Raw genomic sequence first — 21,628 nt, forward strand, 5'->3', positions numbered from 1 at the left:
AATGGTCATCAAAAAAAGGTGATGCGATCACCACCTTTTGATACTAGTCTGCAAATTCATCGTGGTATAAAGACTTACCAAGCAAGCGATAGATTCTTAAGGCTAGCTGGATTTGTAACAGCTCCTCATAGCTTTTTAAATCGGTTTTTAAAATTTCTTTAATCTTTTCAATCCGATAAATTAACGTATTGCGATGGATAAACATTTCCTTGGCTGTTTCACTTATATTCATATGATTGATAAAGTAATTTTCTAATGTAAGTAGATAGCTTGTCCCATGTAATAGATCGTGCTCAAAGACAGAACCCAAGCTTTCTAAGAAAAAGTCCTTTAGCTGCACTTCATTAATATTGGAGTCTAAAAAATGATAAATGGAGTGATCCGCATAATGAGCCACTGCCCCACGCTCTTCGAAGCGGTGCATAAGACGGAGAGCTTCATGTGCCTCTGCAAAGCTTTTATGGACAAAACGTATATGTTTATATTCTTTGCCAATTCCCATTAAGAAAGAGCTTTGCGTATGTTGCTGTACTAATAATTGGAGAATGTTTTCTGCGTATTGCTTTGTTTCATTGATCGTGAAATCTTGTTTGCTGTCTTGCTGTCCAACTAATATAATGATTTGATTGTTGCGATAAAGGCATGTAATTTCCCCATTAATTGTGCTAGAGTGCTCATAAATTAAATTCATACATTTTTTTGCAATATTATCGGTTTCGTATTTTCTAGAAATTAAATCATGCTGGTTTTGCAAATTTTCATGGCTAATAGAGATGACGATGCAATAATATTTATGGTTGATCTTTAAGCCGTGGAGATCGCATAGTGTTTGTAGCGTTTCAAGCGAAGTGATTTTTCCAGTCAATAAATCATCAAAAAACTCTTGTTTAATCTTTAGACGTACACCCTCAATTTCCTTCTGTTTTATCCTTTCTAGTGCCACAATCGTGGAGGCTTGCTCTAAAACGATGAAATCAAACTCATTCAGATCCCGTACAGTTTGCCAAATGACAATATAGCCATAAATATAGTTGGCTACTGCAACAGGAAGAATTCTACATTTTACGGCTAGATCTTCTAACTGATAGATTCGTGTAATGGATTTTTGCATTTCATTGAGATCATTCGGAATGGTATTTATAAAATCCTTTGAAAATGTTGGACGATTCTTCTTTAAATTAATGCCATAGGCAAGGGGCACAGGATTCGTATCAAGATCTGTATAATGCAGTAAATTCCAGTCATTATCTAAAAAAATAATCGGGTTATTAATTGTTTCAGCTAACTTAGAGGAAATAGATTCGATGCCTCCTCCTTCAAGCGCCACCTTAAATAGCGTATTGTGCATGTCCAAAGATTTTCTATTTAATAGATCATAACGGCCAGATGCCTTTTCATTGATAATCGAGATGACCTTGGAAAGGGTGTAATTATAAGGTAACTCTAATAACGGCAATCCATGCTGATTGGCAATATCGATCATGTTTTGAGGCGTCTTTTGTAAATAGCGTCTCATTTTAATAACCAGGCCTGCACAATTGATTTTAGAGATTTCTTGGATAATTTTATTTTGTAAGGCTTCGTCATCTTGGAAGATGTAACCAGTCGTTAACAGTAATTCATTCGGTGTCAGCCAATCAAATGCATCGGGATTTTCGATAATGTTCACAAGTGCAATTTCATTGTGAATTCCTTGCTCTCCAGCAACAATTTTAATTCCTTCAAGTGCCTTTATCTCTAATATATCTTTAATTGTTAGCAAATGATTTCACTCCTTCGCCATAATCTTATCACAAAACATTGTACATATTGCCTAAATGATCTACATTCTTTTTGGTTTTGCTAAACAATGATATCTACGGCATAAGAGAATAAAATAAAGCTTGTAAGACGGAAATGTGAAAGTAGTAACATTCTCGCGGTTTATTTCTTTTTAGTTGAAATGAACAATAGGTCAGAGAAATGGAGGAATGAAATTGGTAGATATGAATGTGGTCTCAGAATTTTTAACTGCAGCTGAAGCAGGTGATAATAACGCTCTGAAAGGTTATTTACAACAAGGTGTGGATATTAATTCTCAAAATAAGCGCAAACGTACAGCAATTTTACTTGCTGCGATGAATGATCAATTAGAAACAGTAAAATTTTTAATTCAGGAAGGGGCAGATATTGACCTTCAAGATCAAATTTGTTTAAACCCATTTTTGTATGGATGTATAAATGGAAAGTTAGAGCTTGTGAAAATAATGCTACAAGCAAACACAGATTTAGAGCGTTTAACACGCTTTGGCGGTGTAGGGATTCATCCAGCAAGTGAGAAGGGCTTTGTTGAGGTAGTTCGTGAACTTGTAACGACTACAGACATCAATGTCAACCATACAAATATTTGTGGATGGACACCATTGATTGAAGCCATTCTCCTCAATGATGGGAGAGAAAAGCAACAAGAAATAGTTCGTCTATTAGTTGAACATGGAGCAGATACACAATTAGTGGATCAATATGGTGTGACACCATTAACAATGGCTAAAGAAAAAGGATTTACTGAAATTGAAAAAATTCTACTAGAAGCAGGAGCGAAATAGTAGTACTCCTACGACATAAAGAGGGTGTACATATGATACATGCCAAATTGGGTGATGATTATTTCCTGCAGCAAATAGTGGCGACGTTTACGGGAACGGTTCACAGCGTGTTTAAACATGCCTTAAATATACGGAGTGATGGTAATGATGAAATTTTTACACTTGCTACGAAGGCAATGGATCGGGCCCCCAATACACTTGTCATTGATCTTGATACATTGGATCACCTGGACATCCAGCAACATGACAGGGTATCGGTTCGCCATAATCAACTATTAGTAGAAGAAAAATTACAAATAGCGATTCATACAGCCACTCATTGGCAATGTCAGCTACCAATTTATCCAGCAAACCGTACAAGTTTAACAATGAATATGATTCGTGTAAAACAATTCATTGATTTACATGGTAAAGGCGGCGGTATCAAACGTAATGAGTTACCCGTCAGTGAATTTGAAGCGGAGACATCGAGATTATTACAGCAGCGTACAACTTTACTTTATGAGGAAATATTGAATCAACGTTTGGATCGTTTTCAGGCATATGCTGCGGATTTAGTAGGCTTGGGGCCAGGGCTAACACCATCAGGGGATGATTTTTTAGTAGGCTTATTTGCTATCATTCACTTACAAAATAGCCCGTGTTCTATGTATAAACCTTTGTGTGAAAGCGTCATCAAAGTGATGCAGCCTTTGACCAATGAGATTAGCTTTACAACATTGAAGAAGGCAGCACATGGACAAGTAAGGGAGTCCATCTGTTCATTCATACACACCATTTTATATGGCACAGAAGTGGAATCCATTGAGGCTCTGAGAAGGGTGCTTGCTATTGGCTCCTCCTCAGGAACAGATATTGCCTTAGGGCTGATAAGTGGCTTAGAAGCCAATATAGAATTAGGAGGATAATGATGAGTATTAAAGTCGTAATTAAGCGCAACACATATTTTGATTCAGTGTCATTGATGTCACTATCTACAAAAGCGAATCAAATTGAAGGTGTTGAGCAAGCAATTATTGGTATGGGTACGGAGATGAACAAAGGAGTCATTCGTAACGTTGGTTTGATGACGCCAGAAGTGGAGGAAGCAACAGCAGGGGACTTAATGATTATTGTTAAAACTGCTAATGCGGATCAAACAGAAAGCGCTTACCTAGCAGTGGAAGAATTACTAACAAATAAAGATAAAGCACAAGCAAAAAGTGATATTAAATATGCAACGATTGATTCTGCTGCACAAGGAATCCCTGATGCAAACTTTGCGGTCATTTCTGTCAATGGTGCTTTTGCCGTTCGCGAAGCACGCAAAGCACTTGAAAATGATCTACACGTGATGCTGTTCAGTGATAATGTAAGCGTTGAAGACGAAGTAGAATTAAAAACTTTAGCACATGAAAAAGGCTTATTAATGATGGGACCAGACTGTGGTACCGCCATTATTGGTAATACAGGACTTTGCTTTGCAAACGCTGTAAGAAAAGGCAATATCGGTATCGTAGCGGCATCTGGTACAGGTAGCCAAGAAGTAAGTGTTCGCATTCATGACTTCGGTGGTGGTATCACACAACTGATCGGTACTGGCGGAAGAGATTTAAGTAAAGAAGTGGGCGGTATGATGATGCTTGATGGTATCAAAGCACTAGATGCCGATGAAGCCACAAAAGTGATTGTACTTGTATCGAAGCCACCTGAAGCAAGTGTTGAGAAAAAAGTACTCGCACAAATTAAAGAATGCAGCAAACCGGTAGTGGTTTATTTTATAGGTGGTAATGAAGAGGCTGTAGTGGCAGCTGGTGGACAATTTGCTAAAACATCGAAAGAAGCAGCCTTAAAGGCAGTCTTACTAGCAGGTATTGATGAAGCAGGCATTAACAAACGTGCACTTAACATTCCATTAGTTGAAGAGGTTCGTGCAAAATTAGCGCCAGAGCAAAAATACATTCGTGGGTTATTCTGTGGCGGTACGCTTTGTGATGAATCTATGTATCTAGCGATGGAAAAATTAGATAATATTTACAGTAACATCCAAAAGAATCCTGATTTCTTATTGAAAGATATCAATGTGAGTCAGGAACATACATTCATTGACTTCGGTGATGATGATTTTACAAATGGTAAACCACATCCAATGATCGATCCATCTTCTCGCATTGAGCGCTTCTTACAAGAAGCAAAAGATCCGACAGTTGGTGTCATTGTGATGGACTTCGTATTAGGCTTTGGCTCTCACGAAGACCCAGTGGGTGTTATGCTTCCAGCCATCATTGAAGCTAAACAATTTGCTGAAAAAGAAGGTAGACATTTAGAGATCATTGGGTATGTCCTTGGAACAGACTTAGATACGCCAAACATAGATGAGCAAGTGGAAAAATTAGTCGATGCAGGTGTTACACATGCAAGCAGTAGTACAAATGCAGGATTACTTGCTAGAGAAATGGTGTTGAAAGGAGAAAATCATGAGTAAGATCAATGAACTTTTCACAAGTAAAATTAACGTAATTAACGTAGGTATTGAACTTTTTAAGGATGATATATTAGCACAAAATGCAAGTGCTACACACCTAGAGTGGTCACCACCGGGTGGAGGTAAGCCAGAAATTATTGCAGCACTAAACAAAATCGATAAAGCAGAACTTGCTGAAAAAATCGAAGCAGCAAATCGTCTTGCAGTGGAAAAAATTGTGAACTCTCAACCCGTGTTGATTGGTTTCGATCAAGCCATCAATGTTGTACCTGGCATGACGAAAAAAACAATTTTACACGCAGGACCACCCATTACTTGGGAAGATATGAATGGCCCAATGAAGGGCGCTGTGATGGGTGCTCTTGTATTCGAAGGATTAGCAAAAGATTTAGAAGAAGCAGCAGAGGTAGCGGCGTCTGGAGATATTACATTCTCACCTTGCCATGAGCATAATGCAGTTGGTTCAATGGCTGGGGTAACATCTGCTTCGATGTTTATGCACATCGTTGAAAATAAAACGTATGGCAATATCGCCTATACAAATTTAAGTGAGCAAATGGCAAAAATCTTACGCATGGGTGCCAACGATGAAAGTGTTGTCGAGCGATTAATATGGATGCGTGATGTGTTAGGACCAATTTTACGCGATGCAATGAAATTAAATAAAGACGGCATCGATCTACGATTAATGCTTGCACAAGCGCTCCACATGGGTGACGAATGTCATAACCGTAATAATGCAGGTACAAGCTTATTAATTCAAGCATTGACACCATATATCTTAGAAACAGATTATCCTGTTGAACAGAAGCGAGCAGTATTTGATTTCGTGGCAAGTAGTGATTATTTCTCAGGTCCTACATGGATGGCATGCTGTAAATGTGCATTAGATGCTGCACATGGAATCGAATATAGTACTGTCGTGACAACAATGGCACGTAACGGTGTAGAATTTGGTGTTCGTATTAGTGGCATGCCAGGTAATACATGGTTTACTGGCCCAGCACAAAAAGTAATCGGACCGATGTTTGCTGGCTACAAACCAGAGGATTCAGGTCTTGATATAGGGGATAGTGCTATTACAGAAACTTACGGTATTGGTGGTTTCGCAATGGCTACTGCACCAGCAATCGTTGCTTTAGTAGGTGGAACAGTGGATGAAGCAATTGGTTATTCTCGTAAAATGAAAGAAATTACGACGACAGAAAACCAAAATATTACCATTCCATTATTAAACTTCATGGGAATTCCTACTGGTATTGATATTCGCAAAGTCATCCAATCAGGTATTCTTCCAATTATTAATACAGCTATCGCACATAAAGAGGCTGGAATCGGTATGATTGGTGCTGGTATTACAAATCCTCCAATGGAAGCTTTTGAAAAAGCATTAATTACAATTAGTGAGAAGTGGGCTTAAGCCCACTTCCTATAAGTAGGAGGAGCTTTCTATGGAACACGCAAAAATTGAACAGTCCAATCAAGATTATAGAGCACTTGGCTATTCGGAAGAACTTTTACCAAAAGGGCCTCAGGAAAGAGACTGGGGAATCTTTAACTACATTACCGTGTGGATGGGCGCAGTTCACAATATTATGTCTTATATGACGGTTGCAGGGTTTTTTGTCTTAGGATTATCAGTTAATCAAGTTTTCTTAGCCATTATGCTTTCAGCAGTAATCGTCTCAGCAGGCTATTGCTTAAATGGATATTCCGCCTCTAAATATGGCATTCCGTTTGCTATATTACTAAGAGATTCATTTGGAGTAAAAGGCTCTATTATTCCGGCGTTATGTCGAGGGTTGATTGCTGGGGTTGTATTCTTTGGTACGACGACCGTTGTGGGCGCTCAATCCCTTAATGTATTATTTGCAAGATTCATTCCGAACTATATGTCTATTGGTGGAGACTTCACTATTTTTGGCTTAGATGTTCCGACTATGATTTCTTACATTATTTTATGGGTAATTACAGTTTTACTTTTTTTAGGTGGCATGGATATGCTAACAGTCTTCGGTAAATACTCATCACCGATTGTTTATATTTTCATTATTGGCGCAGCGATTTGGGCAATTAATATTGCTGGAGGAATTAGACCAATTGTAGAATATAAGCCTTCTACAACGATGGAAAGTCCATTGGTCTTTATTGCATGTGTTAGCGCATTGGTGTCTAACTGGGCTGGTCCAATTGTAAATATCGCAGATTTTACGCATAGAGCTAAATCGCCAAAAGCAATGATCTATGGCTTATCCATCGGTATGATCGGCTCGTATCTATTATTTGCGATTACTTGTATTAGTTTAATAGCAGGGACAGAAATTGCTTTTGGGCAACCAATTTTTAATATTGTAGATGCTATTGATAAAATTCAAAATCCCTTTTCAGTAATTGTATTAATTTTAGCTTTAAATGTAGGCGCAACAGCTTTTGTAGTTTTTGGTAATTTATTACCATCTGGATTGCAAATGACAACTTTATTCCCTAAAGTATTTACGGTCAAAACAGCAGGTATTTTAACAGCGATTATTGGCACAGTCATTTTGCCTTGGAAACTAGTATCGAGTACAGAAACGTTATTTTTCTTTTATAGTTTTATAGGCTCTATGTTTGGACCGATTGCAGGTATTATGTTGTCTAGCTTCTTTATCGAGCGTAAAAGGCGTTTAGATTTATCTATGATTTATGTGGAAGAAGGTCATAATGGAGCTTATAAATCTGGCTATAACATCGTAGCATGTATCGTTCTATTAATAAGCTTCCTCTTACCAATGTCAGGTGCTTTCCTGAAAAGTGTGCCGTTTTTAGTACAGCTAAATAACTTTGCTTTCTTTAGCGGACTGATCGTGTCATTCATTTTATATACGCTGTTATATAAATTTAATCAGCAAAATGTTCAAAATAGTGTAGAAAAAGAAGTAGGGGTGTAGTTGTGAATAAATTAGTAATTGTAGCAATCGGCGGTAACTCGTTGGTAAAGGATAGTGGAAGTGAATCTATTCAAAGTCAGCAAGAGGCAGTTGCTCAAACTGTCGAGCATATCGCGGATATGATTCAGGAAGGTTATAAAGTGGTTGTCACACACGGCAATGGTCCACAAGTTGGTTTCACTTTACAAAGAAGTGAAATTGCTAATGAAGTATCAGGCATGCCAGCAATTCCGTTAGTAAACTGTGTGGCTGACACACAAGGTGGAATTGGCTATTTAATTCAACAAGCATTAATTAACGAACTGACTAAACGTCAAATTAATAAAAAGGTAGTCAGTGTGATTACACAAGTTGAAATCAATGAACATGATCCCAACTTTATTAACCCTACAAAGCCAGTTGGTTCATTCTTTACAAAGGAGCAAGCGGAGGCGATGCTAGTAGAGCATCCAGATTGGAAAATGGTAGAGGATTCTGGCCGTGGCTACCGTCGCGTTGTGCCTTCACCAAAACCAATCGATATCGTGGAAAAAGAGGCGATTAAATCATTAATTGATAATGATTATGTCGTGATCGCTGTAGGCGGTGGTGGAATTCCAGTTGTGAAAAAAGAAAACAATGTCTATGAGGGTGTAGATGCAGTCATTGACAAAGACTTTGCAACAAGTCTATTAGCGGCACAAGTAAATGCGGATTCATTAATTATTACAACGGGTGTTCCGCGTGTGTTTATTAACTTTGGAAAACCTGAACAACAAGCACTTGAAGAAATTACTGTTGAGGAAACAAAGCAGCATGTTCAAGATAATCAGTTCCCGCCAGGAAGTATGCTACCAAAAATCGAAGCAAGCTTAAGCTTCTTAGAAAATGGTGGTCATCGAGTAATTATTACAAACCCTGAAAGTCTGAAAGAAGCGATCAATAATCAGGCTGGTACTCATATTATTAACTAGGAGGAATCACGGTATGGATTATATTCAACTAGCTGTTGACAAAACAAAAGAAGGCATCGATCAAAATATTGGTGGACCATTTGGTGCAACCATTGTAAGAGGTGATGAAATCATCGCTGTTGTTGGCAATACAATGATGCGTGATACAGACATCACTGCACATGCAGAAATAGTAGCCATTCGTGAAGCCTCTAAAAAGCTTGGCACAATGGATTTATCCGATTGTGTCATCTACGCTACTTGCGAACCATGTCCAATGTGTGTGGGCGCTATTATTTGGTCGGGTATTAAAGAAGTTCATTATTGTAATACAGCAGAAGATGCTCATGTACATGGCTTCTCTGATATGCATCTACGTAATTACTTAACAGGTAAAGATAAAAGTGTCCTGAACATGCAAAAAATTGAAACGACTGAAGAATGTGATGCATTGTTCCATCATTTCAATGACAAAATGGCTAATAGTAAATAGATTAGAGCAGTCATATACTGCTTAAGTCTTTCCAGTGAATTAGAGTAGGGATCTCGTTATGGAGAATCCCTTTTCTAATTTTCAACCAAAAAGGTGTAAAATAGATACTATACAAGCGTACATTTGGTCTGATTTTCATCTTCGTAATTCTTCAAAAGGAGCTGTTTACATGATCTATAAAGAACGTTATCAACAATTACTAGATAAAATGAATCAATATAATTCAGGCGAAAAAGGGATTACGAGAGTTGCCTATACGAATGAAGAACAGGCTTGTTTACATGCCTTTATTCGTTTATGTAAAGATGAAAATCTTCAAATTCATATTGACCATTGTGGAAATCTTATTGCTCGAAGAGAAGGCAGTGTGCCAGGATTGCAGCCTGTTGTCATGGGATCCCATTTAGATACTGTCTATCAAGGCGGTAAATATGATGGTGTTGTAGGGGTAACCGCTGCCCTAGAGGTCATCAAGCGATTAAACGAGCGATCTATTGTGACAGAGCATCCAATTGAAATTATCGCCTTTGCCTGTGAGGAGTCTTCAAGATTTGGTGTGTCGACAGTAGGCAGTAAAGCAATGGCAGGATTAATTGATAAAGAAAAATATCGCCATTTAGTCGATCGAGATGGTATTACGATGGAGCAGGCTTTTGCTCATTGTGGACTTGATTTTAGTAGTGTTGATCAAGCGACAAGAGTAGAGGAAGGATTCCATGCCTTTTTCGAATTGCATATTGAACAGGGACCACTGCTAATTAACTATGAAAAGAAAATTGGTATTGTCACAGGGGTAGCAGCACCAGTTCGCTTATTAATGAAGTTAAATGGAAAAGCGTCCCATTCAGGCACGACTCCAATGAATATGAGAAAGGACGCTCTTTTAGGAGCATCCGAATTGGCATTAGAATTAGAAAAAGCGGCGATAGCAGAGCAGGAGTTTGGCACTGTGGCAACTGTTGGAATACTAGAGGTTGTGGCAGGCTCGATGAACGTAGTTCCAGGTGAAGTGGAGTTAACTGTAGATATCCGATCATCCTCTGTGGAATCGAGAGAACGTGTGCTTCAGCATTTTTATACGGTTATTGCAAACGTTCAACAAAAGAGGCAGCTTGCGATTGAATACAATGTCATTAGCTCAGAGGATCCTGTCCTGCTTTCTCCAAAGCTAATGCAAGATTTAGAAACAATTTGTGTAGAGAAGAAACTATCCTATCAATATATGCAAAGTGGAGCAGGTCACGATTCTATGAATATGACAAGGCTCGGACCAGTTGGCCTTATTTTTATTCCTTCAGTGGATGGTTTAAGTCACCATCCAGATGAACATACGGAGCTTGAAGATATATTAATAGGAATCGATGTTTTAGAGGCAGTTGTGCTAAGATATGCTTCAGTCAGCTAATTAGCAATCATCAGTTGAAGACGCTACATGTATGGCCAGTGTCATCCCATGAAGGCAATACAACAAAGGCACAAAATCGATTCCATCATTAAAAGACGACCTTCCTTGTTAGAAAGTCGTCTTTTTTATGTGAATATGATGCATTTGCGGTTGCTTTTGGTTTCCAATTTTTAGTTGAATCAGAATCATCACAAGGACGATGATGATCATGCCAATAATAGCAGTTGTAAAATTGCCTGTGAAATCTCGAACAAGACCGACAAAGAAGGGGCCCAATGCAGCAAATACAAAGCCAACTGATTGTGTCATAGCAGCTAAGAAGCTAGCCTCGTGAATATCTTTGGCCTCATCAATTGGTAATGTTAGCCCTAATGAGAAAAGCCCACCTGCACCAAGGCCAATCAGAATACTGCTCAGCCAAGGATTATAAGAAAACAGTAGCATCAATAAACCAATTAACTCTAATGATGAACTACCTACTAGCCATACGGCTCGATGCTGAAAACGGTTATTTAATATAGGCACTAAAAATGTAGCTGGCATTTGGGCAATTGTTAATAGTGTCAGCATCATTCCAGCGTCGTGTTTGCTATAGCCTAAATTTTCTGCGATGGGAGGTAACCAAGCCATGATGGTATAAAACATGAAGGCCATTAAACCAAAAAAGCCTGTTAAAAGCCAAGCCTTTTGATTCATTAACATTTGCTTCACACTGTTGCTCTTACTAGGTGAATTTGTGACTGATGCAGTAACTGCTTTTTGTTCAATTGGCTTCCACCAAAAGAATAAAGCGATTAAAGCAAGAATAGCCCAGGAGGCAGAAGAAACTTGCCATGAATGAAAAAAATTGCTTAGTGGAATAGAAAGCCCAGAGCCAAGTGCAGCTCCTACTACAAGTGCTAGCGAGTAAATCCCCACTACACGGGAAGGGTTCGCAAATTTCTCCTTAATATAGCCCGATAACAGTGGTCCTACGATGGCAATGCCAATGCCTGATAACAAGGCTGTTACTAGCATGACCCAGGCAGTATTAGCAAAATATCTGGTAGCTGTTGCTAGTCCAATAAGAATAAGAGCGTAAGCGATAGTTCGCTCGATGCGCCAACGATTAGCTAGTTTGATTGCGAAAGGTGCAAATAAGCCCATACATAGCACAGCTAAAGAAGTTAGCAAACTAGCAGTAGCTGCGCTCATATGTAAAGTCTGGCGAATAGTTCCTAATAAGGGGGACACCGAAGTAATGACAGGGCGTAAATTAAAAGAAGCTAAAATAATAGCGATAATTGGTACGATTTTGTGTTTTATATTCATTGTCTTTCCTCTCCGTCCTATCAAATAAATAGTAAGACTAAATTGAAGTCTATCTGAATTAGAATGATTGAACAATACTATTATTACTATTACAATGATAGTTAGAAACTATGATAGGGCGTGGTCTATGTGGAAATACGGCATCTGCATTATTTTATGGCAGTCTATGAGGAGCTACATTTTACAAAAGCTGCTGAGAAACTTGGCATCTCTCAGCCAACGTTAAGCCAGCAAATACGTGTGCTGGAGGATGAGCTAGGAATGCCATTGTTCGATCGTATTGGCAAAAAAATTGTTGTGACTGAGGCAGGCTCACTTTTGTTTAGCTATACAACAGAGGTATTTAATACATTACAAAATGTCAAAGATTCGATTAAAGATTTACAGGGGCTACAAGGGGGACAAATAAGTATTGGCATCATGCCATCTGATCTTGATTATCGGATTACACAGCTTGTTATTGATTTCCATCAAAAATTTCCAAAGGTAAAATTAAAGATACTTTCTTCCATCGATATTATGCGGCAGGTTCTCGAAAATGAAGTGGATATCGGTATTGGGACGAATGTAGAATCAGATGATCGATTGGTCATTATTCCTTTATGTAGAGAGGAATATGTACTGACCGTTTCAAAGGAGCATCCATTGGCACAGCAAACAGTGATCCCAATTGCTGAATTAGAAGGACTTCCTATGGTGATGTATCCAGAAGGTTTTCTTGGTAGAGAGATAGTAGAAGAGGCTGTAAAAAAGCATGGTTTTCACATTCATTCTATTCTTGAAACAAGCTCTGTCACGTCCATTATGAATCTCGTTCGAGCCAATATTGGTGTAACGGTGCAACCCTATCCTTTGCTCCAACAAATGAATGATCCTACATTGTGCAGTATACGTATTTCAAATGGTGCTCCAAGCCGTAGCTTATCCATTATTTACCGCGTAGATCGCTATGTCAGTCAGGCAACAACAGCTATGATTGAGCAAATTAAACATTACTTTAAAAGCAAATAGGAATAACAAAAAGGAAGATATAAAAATATGTTCCTTTTTTTGGAGCGTTCACATATACTATTTATAAACCGACAGTCAGTCTATTTCTGTAGGGCAAGACCAAGAAGCTTGTAAAGCCTCAACTTGCGCCTACATTTTTTTAACACATTAAATGACCGACTGTCGGTCTAAGAATAGTAAGGGGTGTTTTTTATATGGAAATGCTAGTCAAAGAAAAAGGCTTTTCGAAAGATTTTATCATTATGGTAGCTGGGCAGATTATTTCTATTTTAGGCTCTGCGCTTTTAAGATTTGCTCTTTCACTTTTTGTTTTAGATATAACAGGACGGGCAGATCTTTTTGCTGTGCTTTTCGCTATTTCAAGCCTTCCTGTTTTACTTACACCATTTGGTGGCGCTATAGCAGATCGTTTTAATCGGCGAAATTTAATGGTCCTATTTGATTTTATCAGTAGTGGCATTGTATTGATTTTTTTTATTGTATTACTAACAGACAATCATTCTGTGCTATGGATTGGGTTGGTTATGGTGCTTCTTTCATTCATTAGTGCAATGTACACGCCAGCTGTAATGGCTAGTATTCCGCTATTAGTTAGCGAACAAAAGCTTGAGCAGGCTAATGGGATCGTCAATGGGGTCCAGGCATTAGCAGGAGTGACAGCACCTGTGCTAGGGGGGATACTATATGGAATGCTTGGCCTCAAACTTCTCGTCATAGTAAGTGGTTTATTATTTTTCTTTACGGCTATTGTAGAAATGTTTATGACAATCCCATTTGTGAAACGTAGCTATGATGGTCATTTGATGCCGACCTTAATCAAAGACATGAAAGAAGGTTTTACTTATGTGGTGAAGCAAACTTTTATTTTAAAATGTACGCTACTTGCTGCTTTATTGAATTTACTATTGACTCCACTTTTTATCGTTGGTGTGCCTATTATTCTTCGTGTCACGATGAAAAGTAGTGATACATTGTATGGAATAGGAATGGGGATTATTGATTTTGCGACGATTTTAGGCGCGTTAACGATGGGGTACTTTGCAAAAAAGCTGCGTATTCACACCCTCTATATTTGGGTATTGATGTCAGCCTTTTTGGTAATTCCCATGGCTATGTCTGTGCTCCCTCGCGCCCTTCAAATTGGCTATTATCCATCGTATAGCTTATTTATTGGTTGTGCTCTTATCATTGCGATGATGATGACGATTATCTCCATTTACGTAATGACCCTTGTGCAAAAAGAAACACCAAATGAACAATTAGGGAAAGTCATGGCAATTATGATGGCAGTATCACAGTGTATGGCACCACTTGGGCAGATGGGGTATGGGTTGCTATTTGAGTTCTTTCAAGCCAACATCTATATACCAGTCTTTATAATCTCTGTGTGTGTATTATTATTAGCTTTCGTAACAAAAAGAATATGGCGATTGGAGGTCAAATAAATTGCTAGAACAAAGAAAACCACCTTTTCATTGGTAGTTTTCTTTGTAAAGCGTACTTTGCTAAAATCTTCGGGTTCTTTGACGAGGCCTATGCCTGCTCGTAGGAGTATTGGTAGGATGGGTTGGAAACAGTAGCGTTGGCATATGTTGTGTATTATCTCCTATATGAATAGTAATGGATTCTTCTTCTTGAGGTGAGACTACCTTTTCTTCCTCAAGTTGTGAGTGTTCTACCTCATTTAATAGTGGTGCTGAAGATTCACTATGATGGGTAGTACTTGTAGGATTTGAAGGATTTGTGGGAGCTGTTGATTCTTGATGTGTTACAGGATGTTCTACTACTGCATGAGGCTGCTGAACAGCATGGACGTCTTTCATAACGAGAATGGGTCGCATCATATCATGATCCTCATGCTCAAGGAAATGACAATGCCACATATAATTCCCGACATGATCTTTCCAATGCATAATAATTTTTGTCACCTTTCCAGCGTCAGCCTTCACAGTGTCTTTCCAACCTCGCTCATAGTCTCTTGGTTCTTCAGGCGGCCCTGTAAATTGTACGATGCCTTCATTTTGATAGATTTCTAAATCAAACGGCCTTCGTTCCAGAATTTTAAATTGAATGAGGTGCAGGTGAATAGGATGGATAAAGGGTGTAGCATTAATAAAGCTCCAGATTTCCACACTATCTAAAGAAGGTTTTTCCGTTGCTGGATCATGGTACATACGATCATTTAACAGCAACATAGGTCGACCAAACTCATCGGTAGTCGCCGTCAATGGTAGCTGTCTTTCAATATGTGCATGGTGTGGATGTAGATCCATAGAAACGGCAAGTCTTTCTGGAATCTCACTTGTATCTTCACATTTCAAAGGTAAAGTTACTCGAAACTGCATAATCACGTTTGTATGTTCATCACTGAAATCGGTATCAGTATTAAGTAAGGTAATCTCCTGTCCAGCACAGCTTGAAAAATCGATAATGACATCCGTGCGTTCAGCTGGCAGCAACTCGACAGATTGGATAAGTTGTGGTGCTGATAAGAAACCGCCATCTGTACCAATTTGAAACATTGGTTGATCATTGGAAAGACTGATGACATAGCCTCGTCGATTAGAGCCATTTAGTAAACGAAATCTATATTTACGTGGCTCAACATCTAAAAAAGGCCATAGTTTTCCGTTAACCACTATCGTATTGCCAACAAAGCCTGGTGTGATAGAGGGATGAACAGGCACGGGAAAGGGTGGTTCGTCAGGATAAAACAATGAGCCATCCTCATTAAACGTTTTATCTTGAATTAAAATCGGATATTCATAGTCTCCACATGGTAAATTAGAGCGTTCCTCAAGGGCATCCCTCAGTAAATAAAAGCCTGCTAATCCTGCATATACATTTAAACGTGTTAAAGCCATGGCATGGTCATGATACCACATGGTAGTGCCAGGTTGATGATTCGTATATTCATGTATTTCCTTATTAAATTTTGGACCTGTATGCCGATAGTCTCTTGTGTACCATGCTTCAGGATGGCCATCACTCTGCCAATCCACATTGGCACCATGTAAGTGAGTAACTGTTCTTACTTCTTGTGAATCGTTTGCAGCATGAAGCGTAAAATCTACTGGTAAAAAGTGCTGTAAGGGCAGCTGGTTTTTGTATTTCACATAGATAGTTTTATCTTTAGAAGCTTCTATGGTTGGCCCTGGGTAAAGCCCATTGTAGCCCCAAATTAATGAGTTTGGAAAATGCTTATGAAAACGATGCTGGCCCTCCATCATGACCAATTCGTAATAATCATTCTTCTGTTGCCCTCTGCTGTATTTTGGTTTAGCAATCATTGGTTTTGGAAGTTCATCTACAAATTTTGGAATCGTTGCTGGATCAGAAGGGTTAATTTGCATACTCACAACATCACGTCCCTTTTCGATACTAAAAAAGCTAATTAACTCATCATATGGGTAAAAACAACAGGTAACGAGGACAAAAATGGAGAAAAATGTGTAAAGACATAAAAAAATTACCTACATATTATGATGAGATAAGATGATTCACTTTCAAGCAAACAGATGTAAGATTTTAAAACAATCATCAAAAAAGATTTTTGCGTTGTAGGTAATAGTTGGTATCATACGAAAAATGCGGACTAAGTGAATACATATGTCTTATAATTGAGAAAGCACAAAGTAAACTGGATGATATGGGGTATGGAGAAGTGGTGAAACGGTGGAATTAACATTAGAAGAATTAAATAAAACGATAATGGAGATGCGCACAAAGGGGTATTTAACGAAAGCACTAAAGCTTGCTGATCAAGGTCTTTTAGTCGCATTAGAGAGTAATAACTATCCATATGTCATGGATTTGTACTATCAAAAAATATTAGTTCATCATTCTTTAGGTGACACATTAAGCATGGTTAATCTTATTCATGATTATGAGGCCATTTGCCAAAATTATGGTACGACAAAAGATTTAATGCATTATCATTTAGTAATGTCATTAATCTATGATTTAGTTGGCATCCGTGAAAAAACGGTGGAGATGACGAAAAAATCTATCGCCTATGCACAGGAGCTACAAGATCCTATCATGCTTGTTCGCTGTCATAATAATCTGTGCTATTTAGAGGTAGAGAAGGGCTGTACAAAGGAAGCACTTCAAGCGGGGCTATTAGCTAGAGAGTATAATAAATCCTTAGCTAGAACAATGCCTGATCTAGCAAAATTACATGATATTCGTATTAATAATAATTTAGCAGATGTGTATATTTTAGAAGGGGATTTTATAACGGGGAAGGCATTGCTGGACAGGACGTTATCTTCTGACATTATTCATCACCATAAACGAGAAAAGGTAGCGGCATTGTTTGGCTACGGTTTTTTATTTGAAAAGCAACAAAAGCTTGAAGAAGCCGTATTCTATTATAAACAAGCCATAGATCTTGCCCAATCTTATGGAGATAAGCCTATTACAAAAAAAGTGATGCGCTTACTCTTAAATGTATTGTATCAATTGGATTGGCGAGATGAAATTTTTGATGTACAGCGTGAATATATTGATCTCTCGGAAAAAATGAGTGTTGCAAATTTATTACAACAAGTAATGAATTTGGAATTTAAGCGACAAAAGGAAAAGCTTGAGAAAAAAGCGCATTATGATCCATTAACAGGCGTTTTAAATCGTCATTTTTTAGATTATGAGCTACAGGAATGGCTCAATGCAGCCGAAATAACGCAATCCTATGTATGTATTACGGTTTTGGATGTCGATTATTTTAAACTATTTAACGATACGCATGGTCATTTATTTGGAGATATGATTTTACAGCTTTTAGCTAACAGCTTGCAGGATTTTTTACAGGATGAAGATGTGAAAATTATTCGTTATGGTGGAGATGAATTCATCCTTTGTTTCAGGCATTCGCAAAAAGACTATATCAAAACATTGGTCCATAACACACATGCCTATTTGCTCTCACTAAAGCTCGAACAAGAACAGCAAAGCTATCCTTTACGTGTCAGTATGGGGGCTTGTGTGAATAATCAGAAAAACTATCAATACAAGGAGCTATTTGAGCAAGCAGATAGCTGTTTATACCAAGCAAAAGCGAATGGTCGTGCTAGCTGCGTGCTATACGAATTATCATAATGACAGATTCCTATTTACATAGCTAAATAGGAATTTTTCTTGTGAAAGGACCATGTTTTTTATACCCAAAATGAGGCTTCTATGTGGTGGAATGAAATTTACTGTAGTCATCATTTGAAAACGTTGTTCTAGCAACGTACAATATATGAAATTAAGAAACACGACAGCACAAAATTGTTGTATAATGTTGTGGTATGAGGAAAGAAAGCAGGTTGACAAAATGGAAAGCAAAATGAATGGTTACACAGTTATAGACACACACATGCATCAGCTATGTGTTATGCCAAAACAGCTCGATGTGAAACATAAGGTGAATAGATGAAAAACTGGTTAATTTTCATTTCTGTCTTTATTGTTTCGTTGTCACTTGTCATTAGTATTTTAGTACTCTGGAAAGCCGAGGCTCCGTTCCGTTCAATTGAAGAGCAGGCTGAACAGTTGGCACTCGATGCCAAAGCCCTCGCAATTGTATCGGAGTCCTACACATATAATGGCAAACATTCGTATGTTACTGTGTTCGGGGTAGACGAATACGGTGATAAAAAAGCTGTCTTTGTTCCGACGAATCTAGACGAGGATTCCATTCAGGAAGTGTTATTAGAAGATGGTATTACGGAAAAGCAAGCATTATCGGTTTTTAAAAATGAAGGAAATGTACAAAAAGTCCTCCACATGAAATTAGGCTATGAGGAGCCTGGCGCAGTTTGGGAAATTACGTATTTGAACGACCACGACCAGCTCAACTATGTCTATATTCTGTTTAAGGATGGCGACTGGTGGAAGCGCATTACGAATTTATAAGAGGAGTAGATCCCGAATGAAAAATTTATTAGCAACACGTGTAAAAACTTTAACACCATCTTCAACATTAGCGATTACTGCAAAAGCAAAAGCATTGAAAGAGCAAGGTATTGATGTTATTGGTCTTGGAGCTGGTGAACCAGACTTTAATACACCTCAAAATATTTTAAATGCTGCCATTGATTCAATGGAAAAAGGATATACAAAATATACACCTGCTGGTGGACTTCCAGTTCTGAAAAAAGCCATTATTGATAAGCTTCAACGTGACAATAGCCTTGCCTATCAGCCAAATGAAATCATTGTTGGTGTAGGGGCAAAGCATATTTTATACACGCTATTCCAAGTGATTTTAAATGAGGGCGACGAGGTTATTATTCCAATTCCTTATTGGGTGTCTTATCCAGAACAAGTGAAATTAGCTGGCGGCGTACCAGTATATGTTGAAGGTACACGTGAACAAAGCTATAAAATTACAGCGGATCAACTGAGAGCAGCTGTGACAGACAAGACAAAAGCAGTGATTATCAATTCTCCTAGTAACCCATCAGGCATGATTTATTCTCGTGAAGAGCTAGCAGAACTTGCTGCTGTTGCAGAAGAAAAAGATATTTTAATCGTGTCAGATGAAATTTATGAGAAGCTTGTATACAATGGTATTGAGCATTTTTCAATTGCACAACTTTCTGATGCAGTGAAAGCACGTACAATCGTTGTAAATGGTGTGGCAAAATCTCACTCTATGACAGGCTGGCGTATTGGATATGCTGCAGGTGACGCAGACATTATTAAAGCAATGACTGACCTTGCATCACACTCAACATCTAATGCGACAACAACAGCACAATATGCAACTGTGGAGGCGTATAATGGCTCTCAGGATGCGGTAGAGGAAATGCGTCAAGCATTTGAATCTCGTCTTGAAAAAATTTACCCTCAGCTAAGTGCTATTCCTGGCTTCCATGTATTAAAGCCGCAGGGTGCATTCTACCTATTACCAGACGTTGCAGAGGCTATGGCTCACACTGGCTATGATTCAGTAGATGCATTTGCTGCGGATATTTTAACAGAAGCAAACGTAGCAGTGATTCCAGGCTCTGGCTTCGGTACACCAACTACTATGCGATTATCTTATGCTACATCTTTAGACTTATTAGAAGAGGCAGTCCGTCGTATTGATACATTTGTAAAATCAAAATGGCAAGACTAATCCTTCTAGTCAACTTTGGAGGATTTCTATGAAAAAAATTATGATTAAAGATATGCCACAGCATATCGGTGAAACAGTCAAAATTGGCGCTTGGTTAGCCAATAAACGTTCAAGCGGAAAAATCGCGTTCCTACAGCTACGTGATGGCTCTGGCTTTGTACAAGGCGTTGTAGTGAAAGAAGAAGTAGGCGAAGAAATTTTTGCTACGGCAAAAGGGATGACGCAAGAAACTTCTATGTATGTGATTGGAGAGGTGAAAGCTGACGAACGTTCAAGCTTTGGCTGTGAGCTTGCTATAACTGGTATCGAGGTACTACATGCAGCAACAGATTTCCCAATCACACCAAAAGAACATGGTCCAGAATTTTTAATGGATAACCGTCATTTATGGCTACGCTCTCGTAAACAACATGCCATTATGAAAATTCGTAATGAAATTATTCGCGCTACATACGAATTTTTCAACAACAACGGTTTTACAAAAATGGACCCACCAATTTTAACAGGTTCTGCGCCTGAAGGTACTTCAGAGCTGTTCCATACAAAATATTTTGATGAAGATGCTTATTTATCTCAATCTGGTCAGCTTTACATGGAAGCGGCTGCGATGGCTTTAGGAAAAGTATTCTCATTCGGTCCAACTTTCCGTGCTGAAAAATCTAAGACTCGTCGCCATTTAATCGAGTTTTGGATGATTGAGCCTGAAATGGCATTCGTAGAATTTGAAGAAAATTTAGAAGTACAAGAGCAATATGTAGCGCACATCGTACAATCTGTACTTGCAAACTGCAAATTAGATCTTGAGCGACTTGGCCGTGATACATCAACACTTGAAAACATTAAAGCGCCATTCCCTCGAATTTCTTATGATGATGCGATTAAGCTTTTACACGAACAAGGCTTCGACGATATTGAGTGGGGCGATGATTTTGGTGCGCCACATGAAACAGCGATTGCGAATTCATTTGACAAACCAGTATTTATTACTTGTTACCCAGTAGGCATTAAACCGTTCTATATGCAACCACACCCAGATCGTGATGATGTTGTATTATGTGCTGATTTAATTGCACCAGAGGGTTACGGAGAAATTATTGGTGGTTCTGAACGAATCCATGACTACGATCTATTAAAATCACGTCTGGAAGAGCATAACCTATCATTAGATGCCTATGCTTGGTATTTAGAGCTTCGCAAACATGGCTCTGTCCCGCATTCAGGCTTTGGTCTAGGGTTAGAGCGAACTGTAGCATGGATTTCAGGCACAGAGCATATCCGTGAAACAATTCCATTCCCACGTTTACTGAACCGCTTATATCCATAAGCTAATCAATTTAAAAGTCGCGTAGTGAACTATCTACGCGGCTTTTCTACTTACTTAAAGAA

17 protein-coding genes are annotated in these 21,628 nt (G+C 38.5%); 14 read left to right on the forward strand and 3 right to left on the reverse strand.

Features of this window, described 5'->3' with window-relative positions:
* Window positions 1–43: 43 nt before the first annotated feature.
* Entirely contained in the window at window positions 44–1,762 is a 1,719-nt protein-coding gene (locus tag MHB39_RS07870) for a PucR family transcriptional regulator (RefSeq protein ID WP_054550754.1), read from the reverse strand.
* Between the two features lie 214 nt (window positions 1,763–1,976).
* On the opposite strand from MHB39_RS07870, the gene MHB39_RS07875 reads away from it, so the two are divergent.
* The 8 genes from MHB39_RS07875 to MHB39_RS07910 all read left to right on the forward strand — a co-directional run bounded on the left by MHB39_RS07875 (window position 1,977) and on the right by MHB39_RS07910 (window position 10,809).
* Window positions 1,977–2,585: an ankyrin repeat domain-containing protein gene (locus MHB39_RS07875; RefSeq protein ID WP_342546205.1), complete on the forward strand. Its 609-nt coding sequence runs from the start codon at window positions 1,977–1,979 to the stop codon at window positions 2,583–2,585.
* A 32-nt stretch (window positions 2,586–2,617) separates the two neighbouring features.
* Window positions 2,618–3,493 (forward strand): DUF2877 domain-containing protein, encoded by an 876-nt coding sequence (locus MHB39_RS07880; RefSeq protein WP_342546207.1) that lies wholly within the window; start codon window positions 2,618–2,620, stop codon window positions 3,491–3,493.
* A 2-nt stretch (window positions 3,494–3,495) separates the two neighbouring features.
* Window positions 3,496–5,049 carry an acyl-CoA synthetase FdrA gene (gene fdrA, locus MHB39_RS07885; protein ID WP_066037660.1) on the forward strand — a complete coding sequence of 518 codons (1,554 nt, stop codon included), beginning with the start codon at window positions 3,496–3,498 and terminating at the stop codon, window positions 5,047–5,049.
* The gene (locus tag MHB39_RS07890; RefSeq protein ID WP_342546210.1) at window positions 5,042–6,469 is read left to right on the forward strand and encodes a DUF1116 domain-containing protein; all 1,428 of its coding nucleotides are present in this window, start codon (window positions 5,042–5,044) and stop codon (window positions 6,467–6,469) included. The genes fdrA and MHB39_RS07890 overlap by 8 nt, the downstream gene beginning before the upstream one ends.
* A 31-nt stretch (window positions 6,470–6,500) precedes the next feature.
* On the forward strand, window positions 6,501–7,979 hold the full coding sequence (locus tag MHB39_RS07895; protein ID WP_342546211.1) for a cytosine permease: 1,479 nt from the start codon (window positions 6,501–6,503) through the stop codon (window positions 7,977–7,979).
* 2 nt (window positions 7,980–7,981) lie between these two features.
* Window positions 7,982–8,932 carry a carbamate kinase gene (gene arcC / locus MHB39_RS07900; protein ID WP_048389956.1) on the forward strand — a complete coding sequence of 317 codons (951 nt, stop codon included), beginning with the start codon at window positions 7,982–7,984 and terminating at the stop codon, window positions 8,930–8,932.
* A 13-nt stretch (window positions 8,933–8,945) separates the two neighbouring features.
* Window positions 8,946–9,404 carry a nucleoside deaminase gene (locus tag MHB39_RS07905; RefSeq protein ID WP_342546213.1) on the forward strand — a complete coding sequence of 153 codons (459 nt, stop codon included), beginning with the start codon at window positions 8,946–8,948 and terminating at the stop codon, window positions 9,402–9,404.
* Window positions 9,405–9,573: 169 nt separating this feature from the next.
* Complete coding sequence (locus tag MHB39_RS07910) at window positions 9,574–10,809, forward strand: Zn-dependent hydrolase (protein WP_115673416.1); 1,236 nt, start codon at window positions 9,574–9,576, stop codon at window positions 10,807–10,809.
* A gap of 108 nt (window positions 10,810–10,917) precedes the next feature.
* Here MHB39_RS07910 and MHB39_RS07915 read toward each other — a convergent pair whose 3' ends face one another.
* Window positions 10,918–12,120, reverse strand: coding sequence for an MFS transporter (locus tag MHB39_RS07915; RefSeq protein WP_342546216.1), 1,203 nt, complete (start codon window positions 12,118–12,120; stop codon window positions 10,918–10,920).
* 129 nt (window positions 12,121–12,249) lie between these two features.
* Here MHB39_RS07915 and MHB39_RS07920 point away from each other — a divergent pair, with 129 nt between their 5' ends.
* Window positions 12,250–13,131 carry a LysR family transcriptional regulator gene (locus tag MHB39_RS07920; protein ID WP_342546217.1) on the forward strand — a complete coding sequence of 294 codons (882 nt, stop codon included), beginning with the start codon at window positions 12,250–12,252 and terminating at the stop codon, window positions 13,129–13,131.
* Between the two features lie 194 nt (window positions 13,132–13,325).
* The gene (locus MHB39_RS07925; RefSeq protein ID WP_054550762.1) at window positions 13,326–14,576 is read left to right on the forward strand and encodes an MFS transporter; all 1,251 of its coding nucleotides are present in this window, start codon (window positions 13,326–13,328) and stop codon (window positions 14,574–14,576) included.
* Between the two features lie 60 nt (window positions 14,577–14,636).
* Here the strand turns inward: MHB39_RS07925 and MHB39_RS07930 are convergent, their stop codons facing one another.
* Entirely contained in the window at window positions 14,637–16,484 is a 1,848-nt protein-coding gene (locus tag MHB39_RS07930) for a multicopper oxidase (protein WP_342546897.1), read from the reverse strand.
* Between the two features lie 322 nt (window positions 16,485–16,806).
* Between MHB39_RS07930 and MHB39_RS07935 the strand changes: the two genes are divergently transcribed.
* The 4 genes from MHB39_RS07935 to asnS all read left to right on the forward strand — a co-directional run bounded on the left by MHB39_RS07935 (window position 16,807) and on the right by asnS (window position 21,566).
* A complete protein-coding gene (locus tag MHB39_RS07935; RefSeq protein ID WP_342546218.1) occupies window positions 16,807–18,231 on the forward strand; it encodes a tetratricopeptide repeat-containing diguanylate cyclase in 1,425 nt (474 codons plus the stop codon).
* Window positions 18,232–18,549: 318 nt separating this feature from the next.
* A complete protein-coding gene (locus MHB39_RS07940; protein WP_016994292.1) occupies window positions 18,550–19,032 on the forward strand; it encodes a DUF5590 domain-containing protein in 483 nt (160 codons plus the stop codon).
* A gap of 16 nt (window positions 19,033–19,048) precedes the next feature.
* Window positions 19,049–20,242, forward strand: coding sequence for a pyridoxal phosphate-dependent aminotransferase (locus MHB39_RS07945; protein ID WP_016994291.1), 1,194 nt, complete (start codon window positions 19,049–19,051; stop codon window positions 20,240–20,242).
* A 28-nt stretch (window positions 20,243–20,270) separates the two neighbouring features.
* Window positions 20,271–21,566 carry an asparagine--tRNA ligase gene (asnS, locus tag MHB39_RS07950; protein WP_004232833.1) on the forward strand — a complete coding sequence of 432 codons (1,296 nt, stop codon included), beginning with the start codon at window positions 20,271–20,273 and terminating at the stop codon, window positions 21,564–21,566.
* Window positions 21,567–21,628: the final 62 nt, after the last annotated feature.

This window comes from Lysinibacillus sp. FSL K6-4013, from assembly GCF_038630435.1.
GTDB lineage: Bacteria > Bacillota > Bacilli > Bacillales_A > Planococcaceae > Lysinibacillus > Lysinibacillus boronitolerans.

Excerpts from the sequence above, each read along its gene's own strand:
- MHB39_RS07910 (WP_115673416.1), top strand. The coding sequence starts at position 9,574 with ATGATCTATAAAGAACGTTATCAACAATTACTAGATAAAATGAATCAA.
- MHB39_RS07915 (WP_342546216.1), bottom strand. The coding sequence starts at position 12,120 with ATGAATATAAAACACAAAATCGTACCAATTATCGCTATTATTTTAGCT.
- MHB39_RS07895 (WP_342546211.1), top strand. The coding sequence starts at position 6,501 with ATGGAACACGCAAAAATTGAACAGTCCAATCAAGATTATAGAGCACTT.
- asnS (WP_004232833.1), top strand. The coding sequence starts at position 20,271 with ATGAAAAAAATTATGATTAAAGATATGCCACAGCATATCGGTGAAACA.
- MHB39_RS07905 (WP_342546213.1), top strand. The coding sequence starts at position 8,946 with ATGGATTATATTCAACTAGCTGTTGACAAAACAAAAGAAGGCATCGAT.
- MHB39_RS07890 (WP_342546210.1), top strand. The coding sequence starts at position 5,042 with ATGAGTAAGATCAATGAACTTTTCACAAGTAAAATTAACGTAATTAAC.
- MHB39_RS07925 (WP_054550762.1), top strand. The coding sequence starts at position 13,326 with ATGGAAATGCTAGTCAAAGAAAAAGGCTTTTCGAAAGATTTTATCATT.
- fdrA (WP_066037660.1), top strand. The coding sequence starts at position 3,496 with ATGAGTATTAAAGTCGTAATTAAGCGCAACACATATTTTGATTCAGTG.
- MHB39_RS07880 (WP_342546207.1), top strand. The coding sequence starts at position 2,618 with ATGATACATGCCAAATTGGGTGATGATTATTTCCTGCAGCAAATAGTG.
- MHB39_RS07940 (WP_016994292.1), top strand. The coding sequence starts at position 18,550 with ATGAAAAACTGGTTAATTTTCATTTCTGTCTTTATTGTTTCGTTGTCA.
- MHB39_RS07945 (WP_016994291.1), top strand. The coding sequence starts at position 19,049 with ATGAAAAATTTATTAGCAACACGTGTAAAAACTTTAACACCATCTTCA.
- MHB39_RS07930 (WP_342546897.1), bottom strand. The coding sequence starts at position 16,484 with ATGCAAATTAACCCTTCTGATCCAGCAACGATTCCAAAATTTGTAGAT.